Source organism: Cupriavidus taiwanensis (genome assembly GCF_900250115.1).
GTDB lineage: Bacteria > Pseudomonadota > Gammaproteobacteria > Burkholderiales > Burkholderiaceae > Cupriavidus > Cupriavidus taiwanensis_B.
This window is the reverse complement of record NZ_LT984804.1, coordinates 2,168,142-2,187,134: the sequence shown is the minus strand read 5'-3', so window position 1 is coordinate 2,187,134 and position 18,993 is coordinate 2,168,142. Positions and strand designations below refer to the sequence as shown.

The window sequence follows — 18,993 nt, the reverse complement described above, 5'->3', positions numbered from 1 at the left end:
GGGCAACAGGCGTTGCCCCGATGCGACCGATCCTCGGCAGCCGCCAGCACGTCCAGATGCCAAGAGTCGAAGGCAATAGCGGCAAATCAAAGGCGACGAATTAGCAGTGACGCTGATGCGTTCGTTTCTGCCGGGCTGTTCAGGGGGCGCGATCCACGTCAGTGATGCGCGCCACCTGCTGCTTGGGCCGCCTTGCGCAGAACTCACTGCCTGCTGTCAAGAGACGTCTTGGACAAAAAATCGTGAATGTAGTCGGATACAAGAGCGGGGTATTGGTGCTGCGGAGCGTGCCCAGTTTCGGAGAAGAAAATGAACTGTGCTTGCCGCATCTTTCCGATCAAAGGAAACCAGTTCTGTCCAGCGGTGCTTGTATCGTGGTCTCCGGCGATGACCAGGATAGGCAAATCTACCTGCTCCATGCGTTCCCGTCGGCGCTCTTCGTCGTTGTGAAAACCCTCCGCCGCCTTGAAGTACGGCGCGAACTCATCGGGCGTGGATGGTATCCTGGAAGCAACGCCAGCCCTTGCATAGATCCGTCCGTGTGAGGCCTTGGCCTGAGCGCGGCTTGCCTCGGAAGCTGGCTCGAAGAACAGAATTTCCTCATCCGCGAGATCGTTCACTGGTTTGAATGCCCGGTCGAGAAACACCTGCTGCAGCGGGATCTCATTGTGCCCCGGAGGGTTGGTTCCAATCAGGATCGCCTGAGTTATGCGTTGGGTGTGCTCTAAAAGGTAGGTCTGAGCCACAAGACCGCCCCACGACCAGCCGAGGATGACAAAGCGTTCAGCCTCGATTGCATTGGCGAAATCGTCGATGAACTTCGATGCCGTCGCCATGGCATCGGGCAGTTTGCCAGTCGAATACGCGATGCCGGGATAGTCGACAGTGACGACGGTGTATCGCGACGCCAGTTCATCCAGGAACAATGGATCCCATGTATCGAGCGTGCCGCGTAAGCGGTTGGCGAGAATGATCATCGGACCCCGACCGAACCTGCGATAGCCAATCCTGTCGTTTCCTACCGTCGCGTACAACGTGCGAGCGGCCGCCGCCGGGACTGCGAGGTCACGGTCCGCCAAATGGCCTGATTTAGGGAGAACACCCAACGATGATATGCAATAGGCGAATAGCCGATTCATGACAGCATCTCCTGGCAAGCTGGTGGCGAGCTTCGCCACCGAATCATGGGTAACGGCCTGAGCGGATGCAGGACAAACTGCCGGCATGTCAGGCGAAAAAGGCATTGGTGGAATCCGGCATTGGGAAACTGCGCAAATACTCCAGTCAAAAAGCGATCTCGGGATCGTCGCTGTTACCGACCCACCGGCTACATCCAGCCAGTCGGCGCGGCGGAGAGTTCAGAGGGTGACCGCCATTCGGCGGGAGCGCCGAATGCGAGAGACTTGGATGACTGCGCCGATCAGGTAGATCAGGAAGGCGATGCCAACTATTGCTTTAAGCGTCGGGTCTTCCGGACCGGTGAAGGCCGGAGCGCCCACCGGCACGCGCGTGCCGGTCTCGGTCAATCCGGGAATCAGATGGAAGAACAGCGTGAGTGAGTAGCCCAGTACTGCCGTGTAGCGCGCCACACCCGTTCCCCCGCGACGTTCAGCAACACCGGCGATGGCCAGGACGACAAGTGTCAGTATCGCCAGTGCGTGGGGCGGTCCGAATCCGCCATGGTGGAAGATAAAGAGCCCGGTAAATGCTGTCGCTGCAGTCAGCCACACGTAGAGACGGCCGGGGCGGGTGCGGGTTCCAATCTCGCCGTACTTGAACAACGCCACCAGGCCACAAGCCACCGCCACGAGGGCAATGGCGGTGTGAAACATTCCGAACGGGCTGAGGTTGAGCATGGTAGGCACTCCGGGTTCGCGGTTTAGACGTTCAGTCTCGGCGGGCTGGCAGGGCACTGACTGCGCAACAGGGGCGCGGTTAGCGCCCTGAAGTTGAATTCGTGATGAACTGCGAACACCCGGGCCACTTCCAGTGGGCTAAGTGCCGGCGCATTGAGCAGATGATCTGCTCGCTTCAGCGGAAATGCTACGTAAAAACGGCAAACTGAAAGCCTCCACGACCGCCTTCTGGAGGCGAGCCCTGCCAAGCAACTGCCACCTCCACGTTGTGAATTAAGTGGTGCCAGGACCTCATTGCGAAAATGTCGGTTGCCTCTCAGTTGCAAAGCCCATTTTGGGCGCCCCATTTGCGTGGGTCAGCGGTGGCGTGCTCTAGCCGATTGGTCAGTCATGTCTGTTCCATATACGGAGATGCTTTGCGAACGAGCATGGCGGGATCGTGGGTGGTAGCCCTAGTTAGCGTCAGTTCCGGATTGCACAGCAGACGCTCGCAGACCACATCGGCAATGGCGGAGACTGACCGGCAAGCGGCCGCTCGCCGGCCGTGATGTCCCCATTGTTCCAGGGAACGTGAGGCGCGGGGGGACTGTCCATGACGATCTCCTTTCAGGTGAAGGGAGATTCAGTTTGCGCCTGCTGCAACGGTCGCAGTCCGACCTCTTTGAGACGTCCAACGCCATGGGTCGGAATGGCTCTTCGGGCCGAGAAGCAGCCGGCCAGAGTCAGCGTGGCGACCGTCCGTTCATAGCCGCTGAGCGGCCGTACTCCAGCGCAGATTCCCGCGGAACTACCGAAAGATGAATGCCACTACCGCATCGCAATGAGCCTCGATTGCCTTGTCGCGCATCGCGTTGATCCCGTGCGCGTACCGCATTTCCGAGGTGAGCAGATAGGGGACCTGGGCGATGGCGGTGATCATGTACAGCAGCATCACGGGATCGATCTCTTGCAGTCCTTTCGTCAAGGCGCTTACATACGTGATCAGCGGGACCGTCTGGTCATGCCGTGGACGGATGAATTTCTGCGCCATCCACTTGAGGCGCTCCGAGTCACGGTTGGCTTCCTGCATCATCAGGCGTGCGTGCTCAGGGTGGCGTGCGCAGTACCGGACGTAGTTGCGGATGTATTCCTTTACCGCTTCCAGTGAGAACCCTTCCGAACCCGGCTCGGGCGGCACGTATTCTTCAGCGAAACGTTCAAACAAGTACGCCACGCTTTCGCGCCACAGGTTTTCCTTGTTGCCGAAGTAGTACCGGATCATGGCGTGATTGACGCCGGCCACTTCCGCAATATCCCGCAGGCTCACCGCATCGAAGCCGCGGGTCGAGAATTGTTCCAGCGCAATGCCCAGTATCTCGGCGCGTGTCTGTTCGCTTCGTTCTTGTTGTGCTTGCCTGACCGTGCGCATCTTTTCCTTCCTCTGAAGTCTCACCGGGAATTCTGCCCTCGCGTGTGCAAAGTCGCAATGAAAGTGATTCCTCGGCCTTCGACGGGGTCATGGATTGTACTGAGACCTGTAGCAGAAACCCGCGCTTGACACGAGTAAAACGCGGCTGATAAATTATCCGAGTGGATAGTTTAATGGGTAGCGTACAACCGCGAAGGCTGGCTCGGTGAGTAGGCGAGCGTTCCTGGTTGGCCCCATTTCGGCTGCGCGATGGCGGCGCATGGTGATCTCATGCTTGTGAGGCAGGCTCAATGACGGCAGCAAATCCAGACTCCGTAATGGCGCAGGCGCCGCTTGTGCCTCCGGTTGCGGCGCAGACTGGCGGCGGAAGGCTGCCGCTTCGGACGAAGCTCGGCTTCGGCATCGGTGACCTCGCGTTCAACCTGTACTGGCAGGCGACCACGCTTTATCTCTTGTACTACTACACCGATGTCGTGGGGCTGTCGCCGGTCACGGCCGGCTGGATATTCGGCGGCGCCATGCTGTGGGACGCGCTCTGCGATCCCGTGGCGGGCTACGTCGCCAATCGCACGCGTTCACGCTGGGGCCGCTATCGGCCCTACCTGCTGTTCGGGTGCGTTCCGCTTGCGCTCAGCTTTGTCGCGATGTTTATCCCAACGTCCGCACAGGGCGCGAGTCTGGTGGCGTTCGTGCTGGGCACGCATGTGGTATTCAGGACGACCTATACCGTGCTGTCGATGCCCTACAACTCGCTGATGGCGACGCTGACGAACAACAGCCAGGAACGTGGCAGCCTTGCCGCATACCGGATGATCTGTGCCAGTTCAGCGGGCATGTTGGTAGCGCTGGCCACGCTCAAGCTCGTGCACGTCTTCGGGCAGGCGGACGAGAGGCAGGGATTTCTGGTCGCGATGGCCCTGTATGCAGCCATCTCGCTCCCCGTGTTCCTCTTTACGTTTTTCTCGACGAAGGAGCGGATCCAGCCGGACGTCCACGGCATCACGGTCCGGGAGGCATTGGCCGTGGTTGTGCGCAATCGCGCATTCCTGCTGATCTGTGGAATGACGGTAGCGCTGACTGCCGCTGGCACCTTCCTGTCGAAGACGCTGCCTTACGTCCTGAAGTACGGGCTGCACAGGGAAGACTTGATCGGTCCGGCGCTGGGAACCGTCGCGGTTCAGGTGTTCATCGCCATCCCTTTCTGGGCATGGGTCATGCGGCGCACGTCCAAGCGGCTGGTGGCGCTGTCCGGCGGCTGCATCGGCATGCTCGGCTACGCGGCCCTCGGCTGGACAGGCGCGACAGGTATCGGCGTCCTCTTCGGTGTGCTTGGCCTGATCGGGTTCGCAAGTGCCGCCTCTCTGCTGGCGACATGGGCGATGATTCCCGATACCGTCGAGTACGGCGAGTGGCGCACCGGGGTTCGTGGCGAGGGAACGATTTTTGGTGTGTTCTCGTTCGCGCAGAAGGGCGCGCTTGCCATTGCCGTCGGCGGCGTCGGGCACCTTCTTGGCGCCGTCGGCTTCGTGGCAAATCAGCCCCAGTCACAAGCCGCGACCGACGGAATCCGGGCGATGCTATGGCTGGCTCCGATAGCCCTGCTGGGCATCGCCATGCTGCTCGCCTTTTTCTACCCGATCTCACCCAGCGCGCACCAACACATGCTCGGCGAACTGCGCCTGCGCCGGGCAGCCTCGGGAATGCCCGACTGATTCAACCGTTGCCGGCCGTTCCGAGCCGGAACGCCACCGCGGCCATCGGCGCCGCACCTGCAACGCATGGAATTTTCTGATGCCTAACGATCTCTGTCGGCGTACGGGCCCCGTATCGCCTCAGCCAACGACGTCGTCGTCCTTTGTCCCGTGCGCGGACCCCGATGCACGCGCTCGCGATACCGAGGCACGAATGACCGATGACGAGCGGTTCTCGATGCTGTACAGCCTGATGGTGAGGGTATTCGGCAGGACCGAGCGCGAGCCGCGCGTGCCGGCTGACCTCCCCGTCATTGCCGGCTACGTGCCCGGTGTGGCACGCCTGGGCATTCCGGCGCTGAAACTGGCCGACGCAAGTCTTGGCCTGCGCCATACCGATGGGCCAAACGATTGCGCCACGGCACTGCCGGGCGGCCTGGCGATGGGTGCGACCTTCAACCCGGCGCTGGCGCATGCGGTTGGCAATCTGATCGGCAGGGAAGGGCGTGCACGCGGATTCAATGTGATGCTCGGAGGCGGCATCAATCTCGTGCGGGAAGTGCGCAACGGAAGGAACTTCGAGTACATCTCTGAAGATCCGCTGCTATCCGGCCTGATGGGGGCGAGCATCGTCACCGGCATGCAAGAGGAAGGCGTCATCGGCGTGCTCAAGCATGTGTCGCTGAACGCGAGCGAAACGAACAAGTTCTTTCTTGACGCCATCATCGATCCCGCCGCACACCGTGAGAGTGATCTGCTTGCCTTCCAGATCGCGATCGAGCGCAGCGAGCCAGGTGCTTTGATGGGTGCCTACAACCTCGTCAATGGCGCCTACGCCTGCGGCAATCGCGCTATCTTGCAGGAGGCGATCAAGGACGCCATGGGCTTCAAGGGCTGGGTGATGTCGGACTGGCTCGCCGTTTACAGCTGGGATTTTGCTCTGCAAGGCCTGGACCAGCACTCCGGCGCGCAGCTCGACCAGCAGGAGTGGTTCAATGAACCGCTGCGGCAAGCCTGCGAGGCTGGCAAGGTGCCCAGGGCGCGCATCAGCGAGATGGTCCAGCGAATGCTGCGCTCGTACTACGCGGCCGGCATCGACCAGGAGCGGCCTGCCACTCCGATCGATTTCGCCACACATCACGCTGTTGCGCTGCAGGTCGCCCGCGAAGGCATCGTGCTGCTGAAGAATGAAGAGGGTGCGTTGCCGCTGTCGGCAGGCAAGCAGCGCATCGCGGTCATTGGTGGCTTTGCACAGACGGGTGTGCTGTCCGGTGACGGATCGAGCCAGGTCATGCCTCCTGGGGGATATGCGGCGGAGGTGCCCTTGCACAGCCATCCCTTGCTGGGCCCGACCACCATGCGCTTCTTCGGATCGTCTCCGCTGGCGGAACTTCGCAAGCGATTGCCCGAGGCCCGCATCGAGTTCGATAGCGGTGCCAACATTGCCGACGCCGTCGCCCAGGCAAAGCGCGCGGATGTGGTCATCGTGTTTGCTGTCCGGCATGAGGGGGAGCGCTTCGACAGTCCGGACATGATGTTGCCGTTCGGCCAGGACGCCCTGATCGAAGCGGTCGCGGGCGTAAACCGCAATGTCATCGTGGTGCTGGAAACGGGCAATCCGGTGGCGATGCCGTGGCACGACAAGGTGCGCGCCATTGTCCAGGCGTGGTTCCCGGGGCAGGCGGGCGCGCAGGCCATCGCCGAAGTGCTGACCGGCGAGATCAGCCCGTCGGGCCGCTTGCCGATCACCTTTCCTGTCGACGTCGAGCAGACGCCGCACCCTGCATTGCCTGGGGCCGATGTCGAGTTCGGCACGCCGATTCAGGTGCACTACCACGAAGGTGCGGAAGTGGGCTACCGCTGGTTCGCCAGGCGCGGACGGCAGCCGTTGTTCAGCTTTGGCCATGGCCTAGGCTATACGAGCTTCGCCTATGGCGATCTTCAGGTCAGTGGCGACGAGACCGTGTCGGTGGCGTTCACCGTGACGAATACCGGATCGCGCGAAGGTGACGATATTCCGCAGGTGTACCTGACCGATGCGGCTGGCGAGCAGCGCATGCGCCTGCTTGGCTTCGAGCGGGTTTCGCTGCGGCCAGGAGAGTCGGCGCGGATTAGCCTGACTGCCGATCCACGCTTGCTTGCACGATTTCAATCATCGTCGGGACGCTGGCGAATCGAGACCGGCGTGTACCGCGTTGCGCTCGCGCGCTCGGCAACCGAGCTTGACCTGTGTGCCGAGACAACCCTCATGGCGCGCGAGTTTGGCCGCTAGCGGATCCCTGCCGGTGGCGAGCGGCGCGGATCGACAACGTGTGCCTGTTGCACCGGCCATTTGAATCAACTCATGGTTTCCCTCCGCCGGGAGGGATGCCCTCGGCCGCTTGCGAATCGAGCGTTGCCGACACACAGAACTACCCAACAGGAGACAACTCATGACCGCCACCCCTTCAACCTCCATGCAGGAGCGCGTCAGCCCCGAGGAATGGCGCCTGCGCGTCGACCTTGCGGCCTGCTATCGGCTGGTTGCGCTGCACGGCTGGTCCGACCTGGTCTTCACGCACATCAGCGCGCGCGTACCCGGGGACGATCACCATTTCCTGATCAACCCCTACGGCTTGATGTTCGAGGAGATCACGGCTTCCAACCTGCTGAAGATCGACGCCCACAGCAACAAGGTCCTTGACTCACCGTACCCGGTCAACCCTGCCGGCTTTGTGATCCACAGCGCCGTACATCAGGCGCGTGCCGATGCCCAGTGCGTGCTGCATACCCATACACGTTGCGGCATTGCCGTGAGCGCGCAGAAATCAGGCCTGTTGCCGCTGAGCCAGCAGGCCACCTTCATTCTGGGGTCGCTGGCGTACCACGACTACGAGGGCGTCGCCATGCACGAAGCGGAGAAGCCTCGCCTGCAGGCGGATCTGGGGCATGCCAATCACCTCATCCTGCGCAATCACGGCCTGCTGACGGTCGGCAGAACCGTGGCCGACGCATTCCTGAGCATGTACGTCCTGGAAGCAGCCTGCCAGATCCAGATTGCTGCGCAGGCTGGCGGGGAGCTTGCGAATGTGTCCGCGGAGATCGTGCGTGACGTTGCGGAGTCCGTGCGTGTGCAGACGGGCGGCCTCGGAGGGGCCTTTGTCTGGCCAGCATTGCTACGCAAGCTCGATCGGATCGATCCCGGTTATCGCAACTAGTCGCAACCGGAGTGCGTCGACAACAAGAAGGCGCGCATGTTCGTGCCGAGAAAAATAACAAGGAGGAGGAGTATGAGCAGAAGCATTGGCCTGATGAGAGCTGCGATGTTGATGTCGGCCACCGGTTGCGCGGGTCTGGCCCATGGACAGTCAGGTGTGACCATCTATGGCGTCGTTGACCTGCCCATCGCATATATCAACAATCAGGCGGCCAGCGCGCCGACCATCAATCCCATCACCGGGGCCGTGACGAGGCAGCCGGGGGCAAGCTTTGTCTCGATGGTGAACGCCGGGGGCATGTCGGGCTCGCGTTGGGGTCTGCGGGGCGTGGAGGATCTGGGCGCCGACCTGAAGGCGCTCTTCGTGCTTGAGAGCGGCTACGGTGCCGATACCGGACAGGTGACCCGGTCCGGCGCCATGTTCAGCAGGGCGGCGTATGTCGGCCTGCAAAGCAGCCGTTTCGGGCGGATAACCCTTGGCAGGCAAAACACCAGCATGTACGAGAGCCTGGGGAATTTCATGCCGGCCAAATTCGCCCCGCTGTTCGAGCCAAGCGTGGCCCTGCTGGGCGGAACCGCCGGTGGAGGCGCTATCGATAATGCGGTGAAGTACACGGCGGTCGCCGGCCCGGTCACAGTCAGGGTCCACTACAGTTTCGGGGCTGGCCTGAGCAAATTCGGACTCACACCGGTCGCGGCACAAGGCGCGGGCGAGACACCGGGACACGCCACGGACAATACAGCCTATGGCGCCGGCCTGGCCTACCTGGGCGCGGGCCTTGGTCTGACGGCTACCTACGATCAATGGAACCCGGCTGTAGTCGCCGGCAGCACCGGAACATCGAAGAAGGCGGCACTCGCGGCCAGCTATGCGTTCGGTCGAACCAAGCTGATGGCTGGCTATCGTTGGGGGCAGAACAAGGACGCCAGCGGCAGCACGCTGGTCCGAGACAACTTCTGGTGGACCGGCGTCAACTACGATGCCACCTCCGCGCTGACGTTGACGCTCGGCTACTACTTCGATGACCGCCGGATATTGAAGACCACTGCCGTGCAGCCCAACAGCAATCCGGTGAATCCGTGGCAAGTGAACTTCATTGCGGATTATTCGTTCTCCAAGCGCACGGATGTCTATCTGACGGTGGCATACGCTCGGAACTCGGGCCTGAACCTGGATTCGCCGGCGATCGGATTTGCCAACGGTGCCTTTCTGGGCGAAGGCGCGAACAGCCAGACCGGGGCGGCTATCGGCATTCGTCACAAGTTCTAGGCGTGCATTCCAGGAAGTGTCCATGAAGAGCAGAAAGCAAGGCGGGCGCCAGCACCATCGCCCCGGCGCGTGGATCGCCACGGCGATGGTCGTAGCGTCGGCGATCGGCATCGCAGTGGCCTGGGCGGGTGGCAAGCGGGGCGAGCCCGTGTCGCCGAGCAGCGGAAAAGCTGCGATGGTGATCATCGGCGATGGTGTCAAGGGTCCGCACAACATGGCATGGATACCGGGCGGCACATTCATGATGGGCAGCGACCACAAGCTCGCTCAGGCCAATGAGCGGCCGGCACACAAGACGCGCGTGCATGGCTTCTGGATGGACCAGCATCACGTGACCAATGCGGAGTTTCGCGCGTTCGTGTCGGCAACCGGCTATGTCACTACCGCCGAAAGGAAGCCTGACTGGGAAACCATCAAGGTCCAGGTTCCGCCGGGCACACCGCGCCCGGCCGACAGTGTGCTGCTACCGGGCGGCATGGTGTTCGTCGGCACTGACCGCCCGGTGCCTTTGCAGGATTATTCCCGCTGGTGGCGATTCGTGCCGGGCGCGGACTGGCGTCACCCGAACGCCCCGGGCAGTTCCATTGAAGGCAAGGAGAATCACCCGGTCGTGCAGGTGTCCTATGAGGATGCGCAAGCCTATGCCAGATGGGCCGGCAAGCGCTTGCCGACGGAAGCCGAATGGGAATTCGCGGCGCGCGGAGGAATGGAGCAGGCCACCTACGCCTGGGGAGATCAGTTTTCGCCCGGCGGCGCTCAGATGGCCAATGTCTGGCAGGGCCAGCAGTCTCAACCGTTCCCCGTGGTTAGCGCCAAGGCTGGCGGCGCGCTTGGCACAAGCGCCGCCGGCACCTTTCCTGCCAACGGCTATGGACTCTACGACATGACCGGAAACGCGTGGCAATGGGTAGCCGACTGGTATCGCGCGGACCAGTTCAGGCGCGTTGCCGCACCAGGCCGCCAGGAAGTCGATCCGCAGGGCCCTGCCGACAGTTGGGATCCTTCGGAGCCCGGCGTTCCCGAGCAAGCGCCCAGACGCGTGATTCGCGGCGGCTCCTTCCTTTGCAATCAGGACTATTGCCTGAGCTACCGCCCGAGCGCGCGGCGCGGGACGGATCCATTCACCAGCATGTCGCACCTTGGCTTCCGGCTGGTGATGGACCAGGACACCTGGCAGGCAAGAGAGGACAGCAGGAAGGACGTGCGTAGTAACTGATCAGAACAACTGCGCCTGGCGGATAGGCCCGTTGCTCAAGAAGAGGCAATTGCCTGTGTGAGGGCGAGTACAGCAATGTCGAGGCCCAGCCGGCTGGCATACGGGGTAGAGGAGAAACGAAGCATGGAACGTAGTTCAAACGGAACGGTGCCCGCGATGCGGAATCAGGCACAGCAGGCACAGTCACCGGAACTTGCAGTGAAGACCGCAACGTGGGCGAGGCGGGGCACGCGCCAGCGCATGCTGCACGCGGTGGCGGCCCTGGCGCTCAGCGTGCCGGTGTTCCAGGTGCAGGCGGCGCCCGATGCCGGCCGCGACACCCGTCCCAACATCATCCTGCTGATTGCCGACGACCTGGGCTGGGGCGATCTCGGCAGCTACGGCCATCCTGTGTTCCGCACGCCGAACCTGGACCGGATGGCGGCGGAAGGCCAGCGCTGGACCAACTTCTACGTCAGTTCCCCGGTCTGCTCACCCAGCCGCGGCGCCATGCTGACCGGGCAGGTTGAAACGCGTTCCGGTCTGTACGGAGCGCTCAACAGCGTGCAAGTCGAAGGCGATCCCTACGGCTTCCCCGACCGCGACACTACCGTTGCCACCCTGCTGCACGACGCCGGCTACGCCACCGCCCTGTTCGGAAAATGGCATCTGGGCGACGCCCCGCGTGCCTACCCCACGCGGCACGGCTTCGATTCGTGGTGGGGCATGCCGATGTCGAACGATGCGTACTTCGCCGGTGTTCCCGGTGGCATCAGCATCAAGGAATTGCGCCAACGCTATGCCAAGGGCGAGTCGCCCAAGGCGCTGTTCGCCCTGTATTACCGGCAGGCCGTCGCGGCCTTTCGCGATCCGAAGAACAGTTACTGGAACTCGCCCCTGATCGCGAGCGAGCGGGTGGTGGTCAACGGCAAGGTCGACTATCGCGACCAGGTACTCGAGCAGCCGGTGGAGCAGCCCAGCTACAACAGGAGGCTGACCGACCACGTTGTCGACTTCATCGGCAGCAAGCGCAACCGGCCTTACCTCGCCTGGGTGGGCTACGAGAAACCCCACCTGCCGCATATGCCGGCTCCCGAGTTCGTCGGCAGCAGCAAGGGTGGTCCGGTCGGTGACGCCATCGCGGAACTCGACCACAGCGTGGGGCGGGTGCTGGATGCGGTGCGGCGCAGCCCAGACGCCAAGAACACGCTGGTCGTGTTCGTCAGCGACAACGGTCCCTGGATTCTGTATGAAGAGCTGGTGGGATCGGCTGGCATGCTGCGCGATGGCAAGGCGTCGACCTATGAAGGCGGTTCGCGTGTGCCGGCGCTGTTCTGGTGGCCGGGCAAGATCCGCCCCGGGGTGGTGAACGGCATCGGCGCCACATACGACCTGCTGCCGACCTTCGCGGCGCTGGCCGGGGTGAAGCTGCCCGGCGCCGTCCTCGACGGCAGCGACCTGGGCAAGACGCTGCGCGAGCAGGCGCCGAGCCCGCGTCAGGTGCTGCCGTACTACTACCGAGGCCGCCTGCAGGCCTGGCGCGAAGGCGAGTGGAAGGTCAATTTCTATGACGTCAGCGGACGCAATCCGGAGGGCGGCCTGCAAGCCAAATTGGCCACGCCGACGCTGTACAACCTGGGTCGTGATCCTGGCGAGAAGTTTGACAAGGCCGCAAGCGAGCCAGAGATCCTGCTGCGGCTGCAGCAGCATGCCGAGGCATTCGAGCGCTCGATCACAACGGCGGCGCCGGAGTTCGATCGTGTGACTCTCGAGCGCGGCGCCGCGGGACGACGTGGCGAATGACGCTTTGGCCGTGGCGCCGAGTCATCACGACAGACGAATGCAATGGCGTCCGGCGGCGAGGCACTGAGCTTGCCGGAGCGAACAAAATCCAACGGGAATCGATCTGGCATGAACGTTTACAACCGCACAAGGAATTCGCTTGCCCGCCTGTCTGGCGCAGTACGCTTGACCATGCACGGCGTCGCGTTGCTCGTGGCCGCGCAGTCAGGCCTGCTTCATGCCCAGACGCAGGGGGAAAATCCGAACAAGCCGAACATCCTCTGGATCACGGTGGAAGACATCACGACCTTCGTCGGCGCGTACGGTGATCGCGAGGTGAAGACCCCGAATATCGATCAACTCGCCAGGGAAGGGGTGCTCTACACCCACGCCTACCAGACCGCGGGCGTTTGCGCACCCGCGCGCGCAGCACTGATCACCGGCATGTATCCAACTTCAGTGGGCGCGCACCACATGCGTACCGGGCCTGGCGAGATACAGATTCCCGGCCGCGCCGCCCCGCAGAAACCGGAAGGAATTCCCGCGACCTACTCAGTCGTGCTGCCCGAGCAAGTCAAGGCCTTCCCGGAGTATCTGCGCAAGGCGGGCTACTACACCACGAACAACCAGAAGCAGGATTACCAGTTCGAGGCACCCGTCACGGTCTGGGATGAGAACGGGCCGTCCGCGTCATATCGGAACCGCCCCAAAGGCAAGCCGTTCTTTTCGGTCTTCAATTTCTTCCTGACCCACGAATCGATGGTGGCGCTGCGCAAGGATCCGTTGCTCGAAGATCCGGCCCGTGTATCCGTGCCGCCGATCTTTCCGGATACCGCGGCCGCACGTGGAGATATCGCCCGGATGTACACCAATATCGAGCTGATGGACCGGCAGGTTGGCGAATTGATCCAGATGTTGAAGGACGATGGCCTGTACGACAACACCATCATCTTCTTCTTCGCCGACAACGGCGGCAACCTGCCCTGGATGAAGCGCGAGATTCTCGAGCGCGGCACACATGTGCCCTTCATCGTGCGATCTCCCGGTGGTCTGCCGGCAGGTACCCGCAGGGACGAGCTGGTCAGCGGCGTCGACCTGGCGCCGACGGTGCTTTCGCTGGCCGGCGTGCCGGTTCCCGGCTATATGCAGGGCCAGGCCTTCCTCGGCGAGCAGCGGGCCAGCATCCCGCGCCGTTACGTCTTTGCGGCGCGCGACCGCATGGATACCGAGTACGACAGGGTACGGATGGTGCGGGACCAGCGCTATCGCTATCTGTACAACTACATGCCCGAGCTGCCCTACTACCAGGACCTCAAGTTCCGCATGATGCTGCCCATGATGCGCGACATTTTGAAGCACAAGGGTGAAGGCAGCCTTCCGCCCGCGACGGCCGCGTGGTTCAAGACCAAGCCGGTCGAGGAGCTCTACGATGCGGAGCAAGACCCATGGGAGTTGCACAACCTGGCCGAGGATCCTCGGTACAAGGGCAAGCTCGAGGAGCTGAGACAAGCCTTCCGCGCGTGGACGGCCAAGTACGGCGACATGGGCGGCGTGCCCGAGCGCGAGATGCTGAGTCAGATGTGGCTGGGCGGTAGCGCGCCGCCCGCGACTGCGGCACCCGTGGTGCAGAAGGCGGGCGATGGCGTACGCATTACCTGCGCTACAGCGGGAGCCTCCATCGGTTACTGGATCGAGCGGCCCGCCGCGATGCCGGCCGTGGCAACGCATGTGGTGCAAAGCTGGGACTACGAGCGCCTGGCGGGCGAATTGCTCGGCAAGGGCTTCGCCAAGGTCGGCGACAAGCGGCCGGTGCCGCCAAGCTGGAACGTCTATGACGGCGAAGTCATCCCGCTCAGGCCGGGAGAGATCCTGCACGTGAATGCGATGCGCATTGGCTATACGCCGGCCCAAATTGACTACGTCGACGGCAGCGCAACGGTGCAGAAGGCTCCATAGCGCGCGCATCCCGACTCGTATACAAGACTGCAAATGTGGAGATCCTTCATGAGCCTGCAAAATCCCGTGCGTTGTCGCTACCAATCGGGAGCTAGCCGTTTTGGCATCCATGGCGCCTTTGCGCTGCTGATGCTACTAGTGGCGCTGCTCAACGCCGTTCCTGTACATGCGCAGACGCGCTCAGAGCCGTCAGCATCCAGCCAGTTACCTGCAAAGCGCCCCAATGTCCTGGTCATCGTGGCAGATGATCTGGCATGGCCTGATGTGTCCGCCTATGGGCGCAACGTTGTGCATACGCCGAACATTGACCGGATTGCCCGGCGTGGCGCGGCTTTCTCCAACGGCTATGTCGCGGCATCCGTCTGTGCGATGTCGCGCGCGGCCCTGCTGACGGGGCGCATGCCCCAGCGCGTTGGGTTCCACTACAACATCGACGACGGCGATGCCAATCCCGAACAAGGATTGCCGCTAACGGAAAAGACCATCGCCGATCGCCTGAAAGGCCACGGCTACCGGACGGCGGCAATCGGGAAATGGCATCTCGGCATTGCGCCGCAGTTCTATCCGACGAGGCGCGGCTTCGACGAGTTCTATGGCTTCCTTGGCGGCGAGGCTCAGTACGCGGATCCCGGCACGCCCGGAATCGTTACCACGCCATCCAAGCGCGATAAGGCGTTCAAGCGAAATCCTGCTGCGGCTATCGTAACGGGCCCCGATGCCACACCGGTGGGCAACCAACGCCGCTACCTCACGGAGGACCTGACCGACAGAGCTGTCGACTACATTGATCGCAACGCCAGCGGCAATGCGCCGTTCTTTCTCTATCTGGCCTACAACGCACCACACTGGCCGTTTCAGGTCCCGCAGCGCTACTACGATCGCTTTGCCGGAATCGAGGACCCGATCCGGCGCACCCAGGTTGCCATGATCTCTGCGTTGGACGATGGTGTCGGGCGAGTCCTGGATGCACTTGAGAGAACGGGCACGCGTGACGACACCCTTGTCATCCTCATCTCCGACAATGGCTGCCCGTTGCAACTAGGTGCTTGTGACTGCTCCCATCCGCTAGGCGCGGGGAAGTTTACTTACGTCGATGGTGGCATTCGCGTGCCGTTCCTGATCTCCTGGCCGCATGGCATGCCGGCGGTGGGGTTGGTCGATACGCCGGTTTCCAGTCTTGACGTGGTCCCTACGGTGTTGACGGCCGCCGGCATCGAGCTCTCGTCGGCGGAGCCATTGGAGGGCTTGAATTTGATTGCTGCTGCACAGGGAAGGACATCCGAGCAACCGCGTGTGCTTATTTGGGGGCAGGACCCGGTGTTTGCCGCACGTGAGGGCAAATGGAAGCTATGGCAATCGATAGCGTATGACCGGGTCGAACTCTATGACCTGGAGGCTGATTCAGCCGAACTGAAGGACGTTTCAAAAGACCACCCCGAAATTGTCCAACATCTCGTCTCGAAGATTTCCGCCTGGCGCGCGACACTGCCGCCGCCGTTATGGGCGCGCCGCTTCGCCAGGCAGTTGCCCTCGTGCAAAAAGGAGACCACATGGGTGTACTGACGCAGCACGCTTTCACCTTCTAACGGCAGTGACTACCAAATAACGGAAATCTTGATGTCTTACGCCATTTACCCGAGCCTTAAAGGAAGGACCGTCGCCATCACTGGTGGAGGAAGCGGAATCGGAGCGGCGATGGTCGGTGCATTCGCCCGGCAGGGTGCCCGGGTTCACTTCATCGACGTGTCCGAGGAGGACGCACTGCAAGTTCAGGGTTCGCTTGCCACCGAGGGAATGAATAGTTGTTTTCACCGATGCGACTTGCGCGACCTGGATGCCGTCGGGACGGTGTTCGCCGGAATCATCGAGGACACTGGCCCGATCGAGGTCCTGGTCAACAACGCCGGGAACGATGACCGGCACCAGGTCGATGCCGTGACCCCTTCCTATTGGGAGGACCGCATCGCCGTGAACCTGCGGCACCAGTTCTTCTGTGCGCAGCTTGCGGCCGCCAGCATGCGGACCATCGGCCGGGGCGCCATCCTGAACATGGGGTCGGCATCCTGGCATGTGGCCGTGCCGAACCTGTCGGTCTACATGACGGCGAAAGCCGGCATCGAAGGGCTCACGCGTGGACTGGCGCGCGACTTGGGTGGTCACGGCATACGGGTCAATTGCATCGTGCCTGGCGCAGTGCGGACCCCCCGCCAGACACAGCTTTGGCAGACACCCGAGAGCGAAGCGAAATTGCTGGAGAGCCAATGCTTTCCTGAGCGCATCGAGCCGGAGCACGTGGCGCGCATGGCACTGTTCCTCGCGTCGGATGACGCCGCGCGCTGTTCAGGGCGCGAGTATTTTGTGGATGCGGGGTACTTCGGCGCATGAACTCGATCCAACCTGTTTGTATATGGCCCCTGAGCGCCGAGCTAGGAGAAGGCCCACTTTGGCACGGTGCCGAGTGCGCGGTCTATTTCGTTGACATCAAGGGAAGAAATATTCATCGCTATTGCACGGCCACTGGCGCTAAGCAAAGCTGGACGGTTCCATGCCAGCCGGGATTTATTGCGGCGCTTACCGAAAAATCCTTTCTCTGCGGCCTCCAGGACGGACTCTACAGCTTCGATCCCGTCGCAGGGCACTGCCTCAGGCTGGTCGAGGTCGAGCCGGACCTTCCGGGAAACCGGATCAATGACGGGTTCGTCGATCCGTATGGCCGCCTCTGGTTCGGCACGATGGACGACGCCGAGACCGCAGCGAGCGGTTCCCTCTATCAGATGGGCGAGTTCGGAAAACTATCGCGCCGCGACGAAGGGTATGTCATTACCAACGGGCCTGCCATGAGCCCGGATGCCCGCACGCTCTACCACGCCGACACGGTACGACGCCGGGTCTATGCCTTTGACGTGGGGCATGACGGCGTACTGTCCGAGAAACGGATTTTTGCCCGCTTTTCCGGCTCCGGCTACCCCGACGGAATGGCCGTCGACGCGGATGGCTTTGTCTGGATTGCCTTGTTCGGCGGCGCAAGGGTCGAGCGCTGGTCACCCGACGGAATGCTGGCGGGCGTTGTGCAATTCCCATGCGCCAACGTCACCAAACTGGCATTTGGCGGAGACGATCTGCGTAGCGTCTACGTTACGACCGCCTGGAAGGGGCTCTCACCCGAGGAGCGCGAGCGGCAACCATTGGCAGGCGGGCTCTTCCTGTTTCGCGCGCCGGCGAGTGGCTTGCCGCAGCCCGCATTCAGCAAAGTGGTCTCTCGGAGATATTGAGTACCAGATGTTGGCCCTGGCATTCAAATCATCGGCATGCTAAAGAAGTGTGAGCCTCCAGTTCACCGAGAAGTGAGCATTCGGCTGGGCGCATGAATGTCCGCTAAAGGTTGGAGCACGCTCGCTCGTGCCCGTGCAGTCACTCGTCCTTTGGTCGGTTTGGTTCAGTCACTGAGAATTCGGTGACGACTGACACAAACTTGCCGAACTCAGCCATCGCACCACCAGCATTCCCCGTGATTCGGCGATGAATTAAAAAAAGAGGCCGGTCCTTCCGGACCGGCCTCCCGCACGCTGCCCGCCTGCCACGGGCAACCGCGGCAGCGGTTATTGCGTCACCAGTTCCAGGCCGGCTTGCGACTCGTCGTCGCCGCGTGCCACCAGCACCTTGATCTTGTTCGGCGTCAGGCCGGCGATGCCGTCCGACGGGATGGTGGTGATCAGCCAGTCGGCGTTGTTCGCCAGCGTCAGCGCGCCAGAGTCGAAGATCACGGTCTTGGTGCCGGCCGGGGTGATGCGCAGGCGATAGGTGGTGTTGCCGTCCAGGTCGATCGAATCCTGGCCCGATGCCGGCGAGGCCTGCTTGTAGCCCACCGCGGCGAAGGTCGGCGCGACCGAGTTCAGGTCGATCGCGGGCAGGGTCACGTAGATGTCGATGTTCTGCGCATTGAACGATGCGTTCAGCGCGCGCACGCGCGCCTTGTTCGACAGCAGACCCTTGCCGAACGGATCGTCGATGGTCACCGTTTCCGCGGTGGCCGCACCCGGCAGCGCCACCACGGTGTACTTGTGGCCGGTGGCCGCCACCAGGCTGGAGCGGGCCAGCTCGGTCTGCGTGCCGGCGGCGTTGAACGAGATCAGCTGGTTGCCGGTTTCGACGTTGAAGTAGGTCGAGACGAACTTGTAGGGCTTGTTGACCATGCTGGTGAGCGTGCCGTTCTGCAGCACGTCGACATTCGGGCCGCCGGTGACGGCGTGGATCACGCGCACGCTCGGCTTGCTCAGGCCGACGCGGTCGTCGATGCCGTCATCGCCGCCGCCACACGCTGTCAGCACTGCGGTCGCGGCCAGCGCGAGGCCGAGGAAAAGAGTCTTGGATCGAAGCATGGGTCACCTCTTGCTGTTAGAGTCAGAGACGAGCTGGCCCATGCCGGCGCGGATCGCGGCGGCCGCGTGGCCAGTTGCTTTCTGGTATGCAGGCGCGGGATCACGCTTGCCGTGATGCAACGATAGGTTTGAAGCGTTAGGCCAGACAGGCGCGACGCTCCGAATTCAATGTCGGACGATTCCGACAGGAAGTGATGCCTGCGCGGGCGCGCACGGCGGTGCGCCTTGGCAGTGCAAGCGCCGCGGCGCAACGGCCCGCG

Annotated in this window: 14 protein-coding genes; 10 read left to right on the top strand and 4 right to left on the bottom strand. The window is 62.5% G+C overall.

Translation table 11 applies throughout. The features are described from left to right. Nucleotides 1-203 precede the first annotated feature (203 nt). The 3 genes from CBM2586_RS26490 to CBM2586_RS26480 form a co-directional block, all read right to left on the bottom strand. Complete coding sequence (locus tag CBM2586_RS26490; RefSeq protein WP_115666336.1) at nt 204-1,139, bottom strand: alpha/beta fold hydrolase; 936 nt, start codon at nt 1,137-1,139, stop codon at nt 204-206. Between the two features lie 219 nt (nt 1,140-1,358). Beyond that, nucleotides 1,359-1,856 (bottom strand): hypothetical protein, encoded by a 498-nt coding sequence (locus CBM2586_RS26485; protein ID WP_115690787.1) that lies wholly within the window; start codon nt 1,854-1,856, stop codon nt 1,359-1,361. A gap of 787 nt (nt 1,857-2,643) precedes the next feature. Then, nucleotides 2,644-3,264 (bottom strand): TetR/AcrR family transcriptional regulator, encoded by a 621-nt coding sequence (locus tag CBM2586_RS26480; protein ID WP_115690785.1) that lies wholly within the window; start codon nt 3,262-3,264, stop codon nt 2,644-2,646. 290 nt (nt 3,265-3,554) lie between these two features. On the opposite strand from CBM2586_RS26480, the gene CBM2586_RS26475 reads away from it, so the two are divergent. The 10 genes from CBM2586_RS26475 to CBM2586_RS26430 all read left to right on the top strand — a co-directional run bounded on the left by CBM2586_RS26475 (nt 3,555) and on the right by CBM2586_RS26430 (nt 17,626). Continuing rightward, nucleotides 3,555-4,976: an MFS transporter gene (locus CBM2586_RS26475; protein WP_115690783.1), complete on the top strand. Its 1,422-nt coding sequence runs from the start codon at nt 3,555-3,557 to the stop codon at nt 4,974-4,976. A 193-nt stretch (nt 4,977-5,169) separates the two neighbouring features. Then, nucleotides 5,170-7,227 carry a beta-glucosidase family protein gene (locus CBM2586_RS26470; RefSeq protein ID WP_115690781.1) on the top strand — a complete coding sequence of 686 codons (2,058 nt, stop codon included), beginning with the start codon at nt 5,170-5,172 and terminating at the stop codon, nt 7,225-7,227. 160 nt (nt 7,228-7,387) lie between these two features. After that, entirely contained in the window at nt 7,388-8,152 is a 765-nt protein-coding gene (locus CBM2586_RS26465; RefSeq protein WP_115690779.1) for a class II aldolase/adducin family protein, read from the top strand. 72 nt (nt 8,153-8,224) lie between these two features. After that, nucleotides 8,225-9,421 (top strand): porin, encoded by a 1,197-nt coding sequence (locus CBM2586_RS26460; RefSeq protein WP_240988032.1) that lies wholly within the window; start codon nt 8,225-8,227, stop codon nt 9,419-9,421. A 22-nt stretch (nt 9,422-9,443) separates the two neighbouring features. Next, on the top strand, nt 9,444-10,637 hold the full coding sequence (locus tag CBM2586_RS26455; protein WP_373424276.1) for a formylglycine-generating enzyme family protein: 1,194 nt from the start codon (nt 9,444-9,446) through the stop codon (nt 10,635-10,637). 198 nt (nt 10,638-10,835) lie between these two features. Beyond that, a complete protein-coding gene (locus tag CBM2586_RS26450) occupies nt 10,836-12,419 on the top strand; it encodes a sulfatase-like hydrolase/transferase (RefSeq protein WP_240988031.1) in 1,584 nt (527 codons plus the stop codon). 108 nt (nt 12,420-12,527) lie between these two features. Then, the gene (locus CBM2586_RS26445) at nt 12,528-14,354 is read left to right on the top strand and encodes a sulfatase family protein (RefSeq protein ID WP_115690775.1); all 1,827 of its coding nucleotides are present in this window, start codon (nt 12,528-12,530) and stop codon (nt 14,352-14,354) included. A 48-nt stretch (nt 14,355-14,402) separates the two neighbouring features. After that, on the top strand, nt 14,403-15,917 hold the full coding sequence (locus CBM2586_RS26440; RefSeq protein WP_198035873.1) for a sulfatase family protein: 1,515 nt from the start codon (nt 14,403-14,405) through the stop codon (nt 15,915-15,917). A 54-nt stretch (nt 15,918-15,971) separates the two neighbouring features. Beyond that, nucleotides 15,972-16,739 carry an SDR family NAD(P)-dependent oxidoreductase gene (locus tag CBM2586_RS26435; protein ID WP_115690773.1) on the top strand — a complete coding sequence of 256 codons (768 nt, stop codon included), beginning with the start codon at nt 15,972-15,974 and terminating at the stop codon, nt 16,737-16,739. Beyond that, complete coding sequence (locus CBM2586_RS26430) at nt 16,736-17,626, top strand: SMP-30/gluconolactonase/LRE family protein (RefSeq protein ID WP_115690771.1); 891 nt, start codon at nt 16,736-16,738, stop codon at nt 17,624-17,626. Before CBM2586_RS26435 ends, CBM2586_RS26430 begins: the two co-directional genes overlap by 4 nt. 327 nt (nt 17,627-17,953) lie before the next feature. On the opposite strand, the gene CBM2586_RS26425 is transcribed toward CBM2586_RS26430, so the two are convergent. Next, the gene (locus tag CBM2586_RS26425; protein ID WP_115666341.1) at nt 17,954-18,733 is read right to left on the bottom strand and encodes a DUF4397 domain-containing protein; all 780 of its coding nucleotides are present in this window, start codon (nt 18,731-18,733) and stop codon (nt 17,954-17,956) included. Nucleotides 18,734-18,993 lie beyond the last annotated feature (260 nt).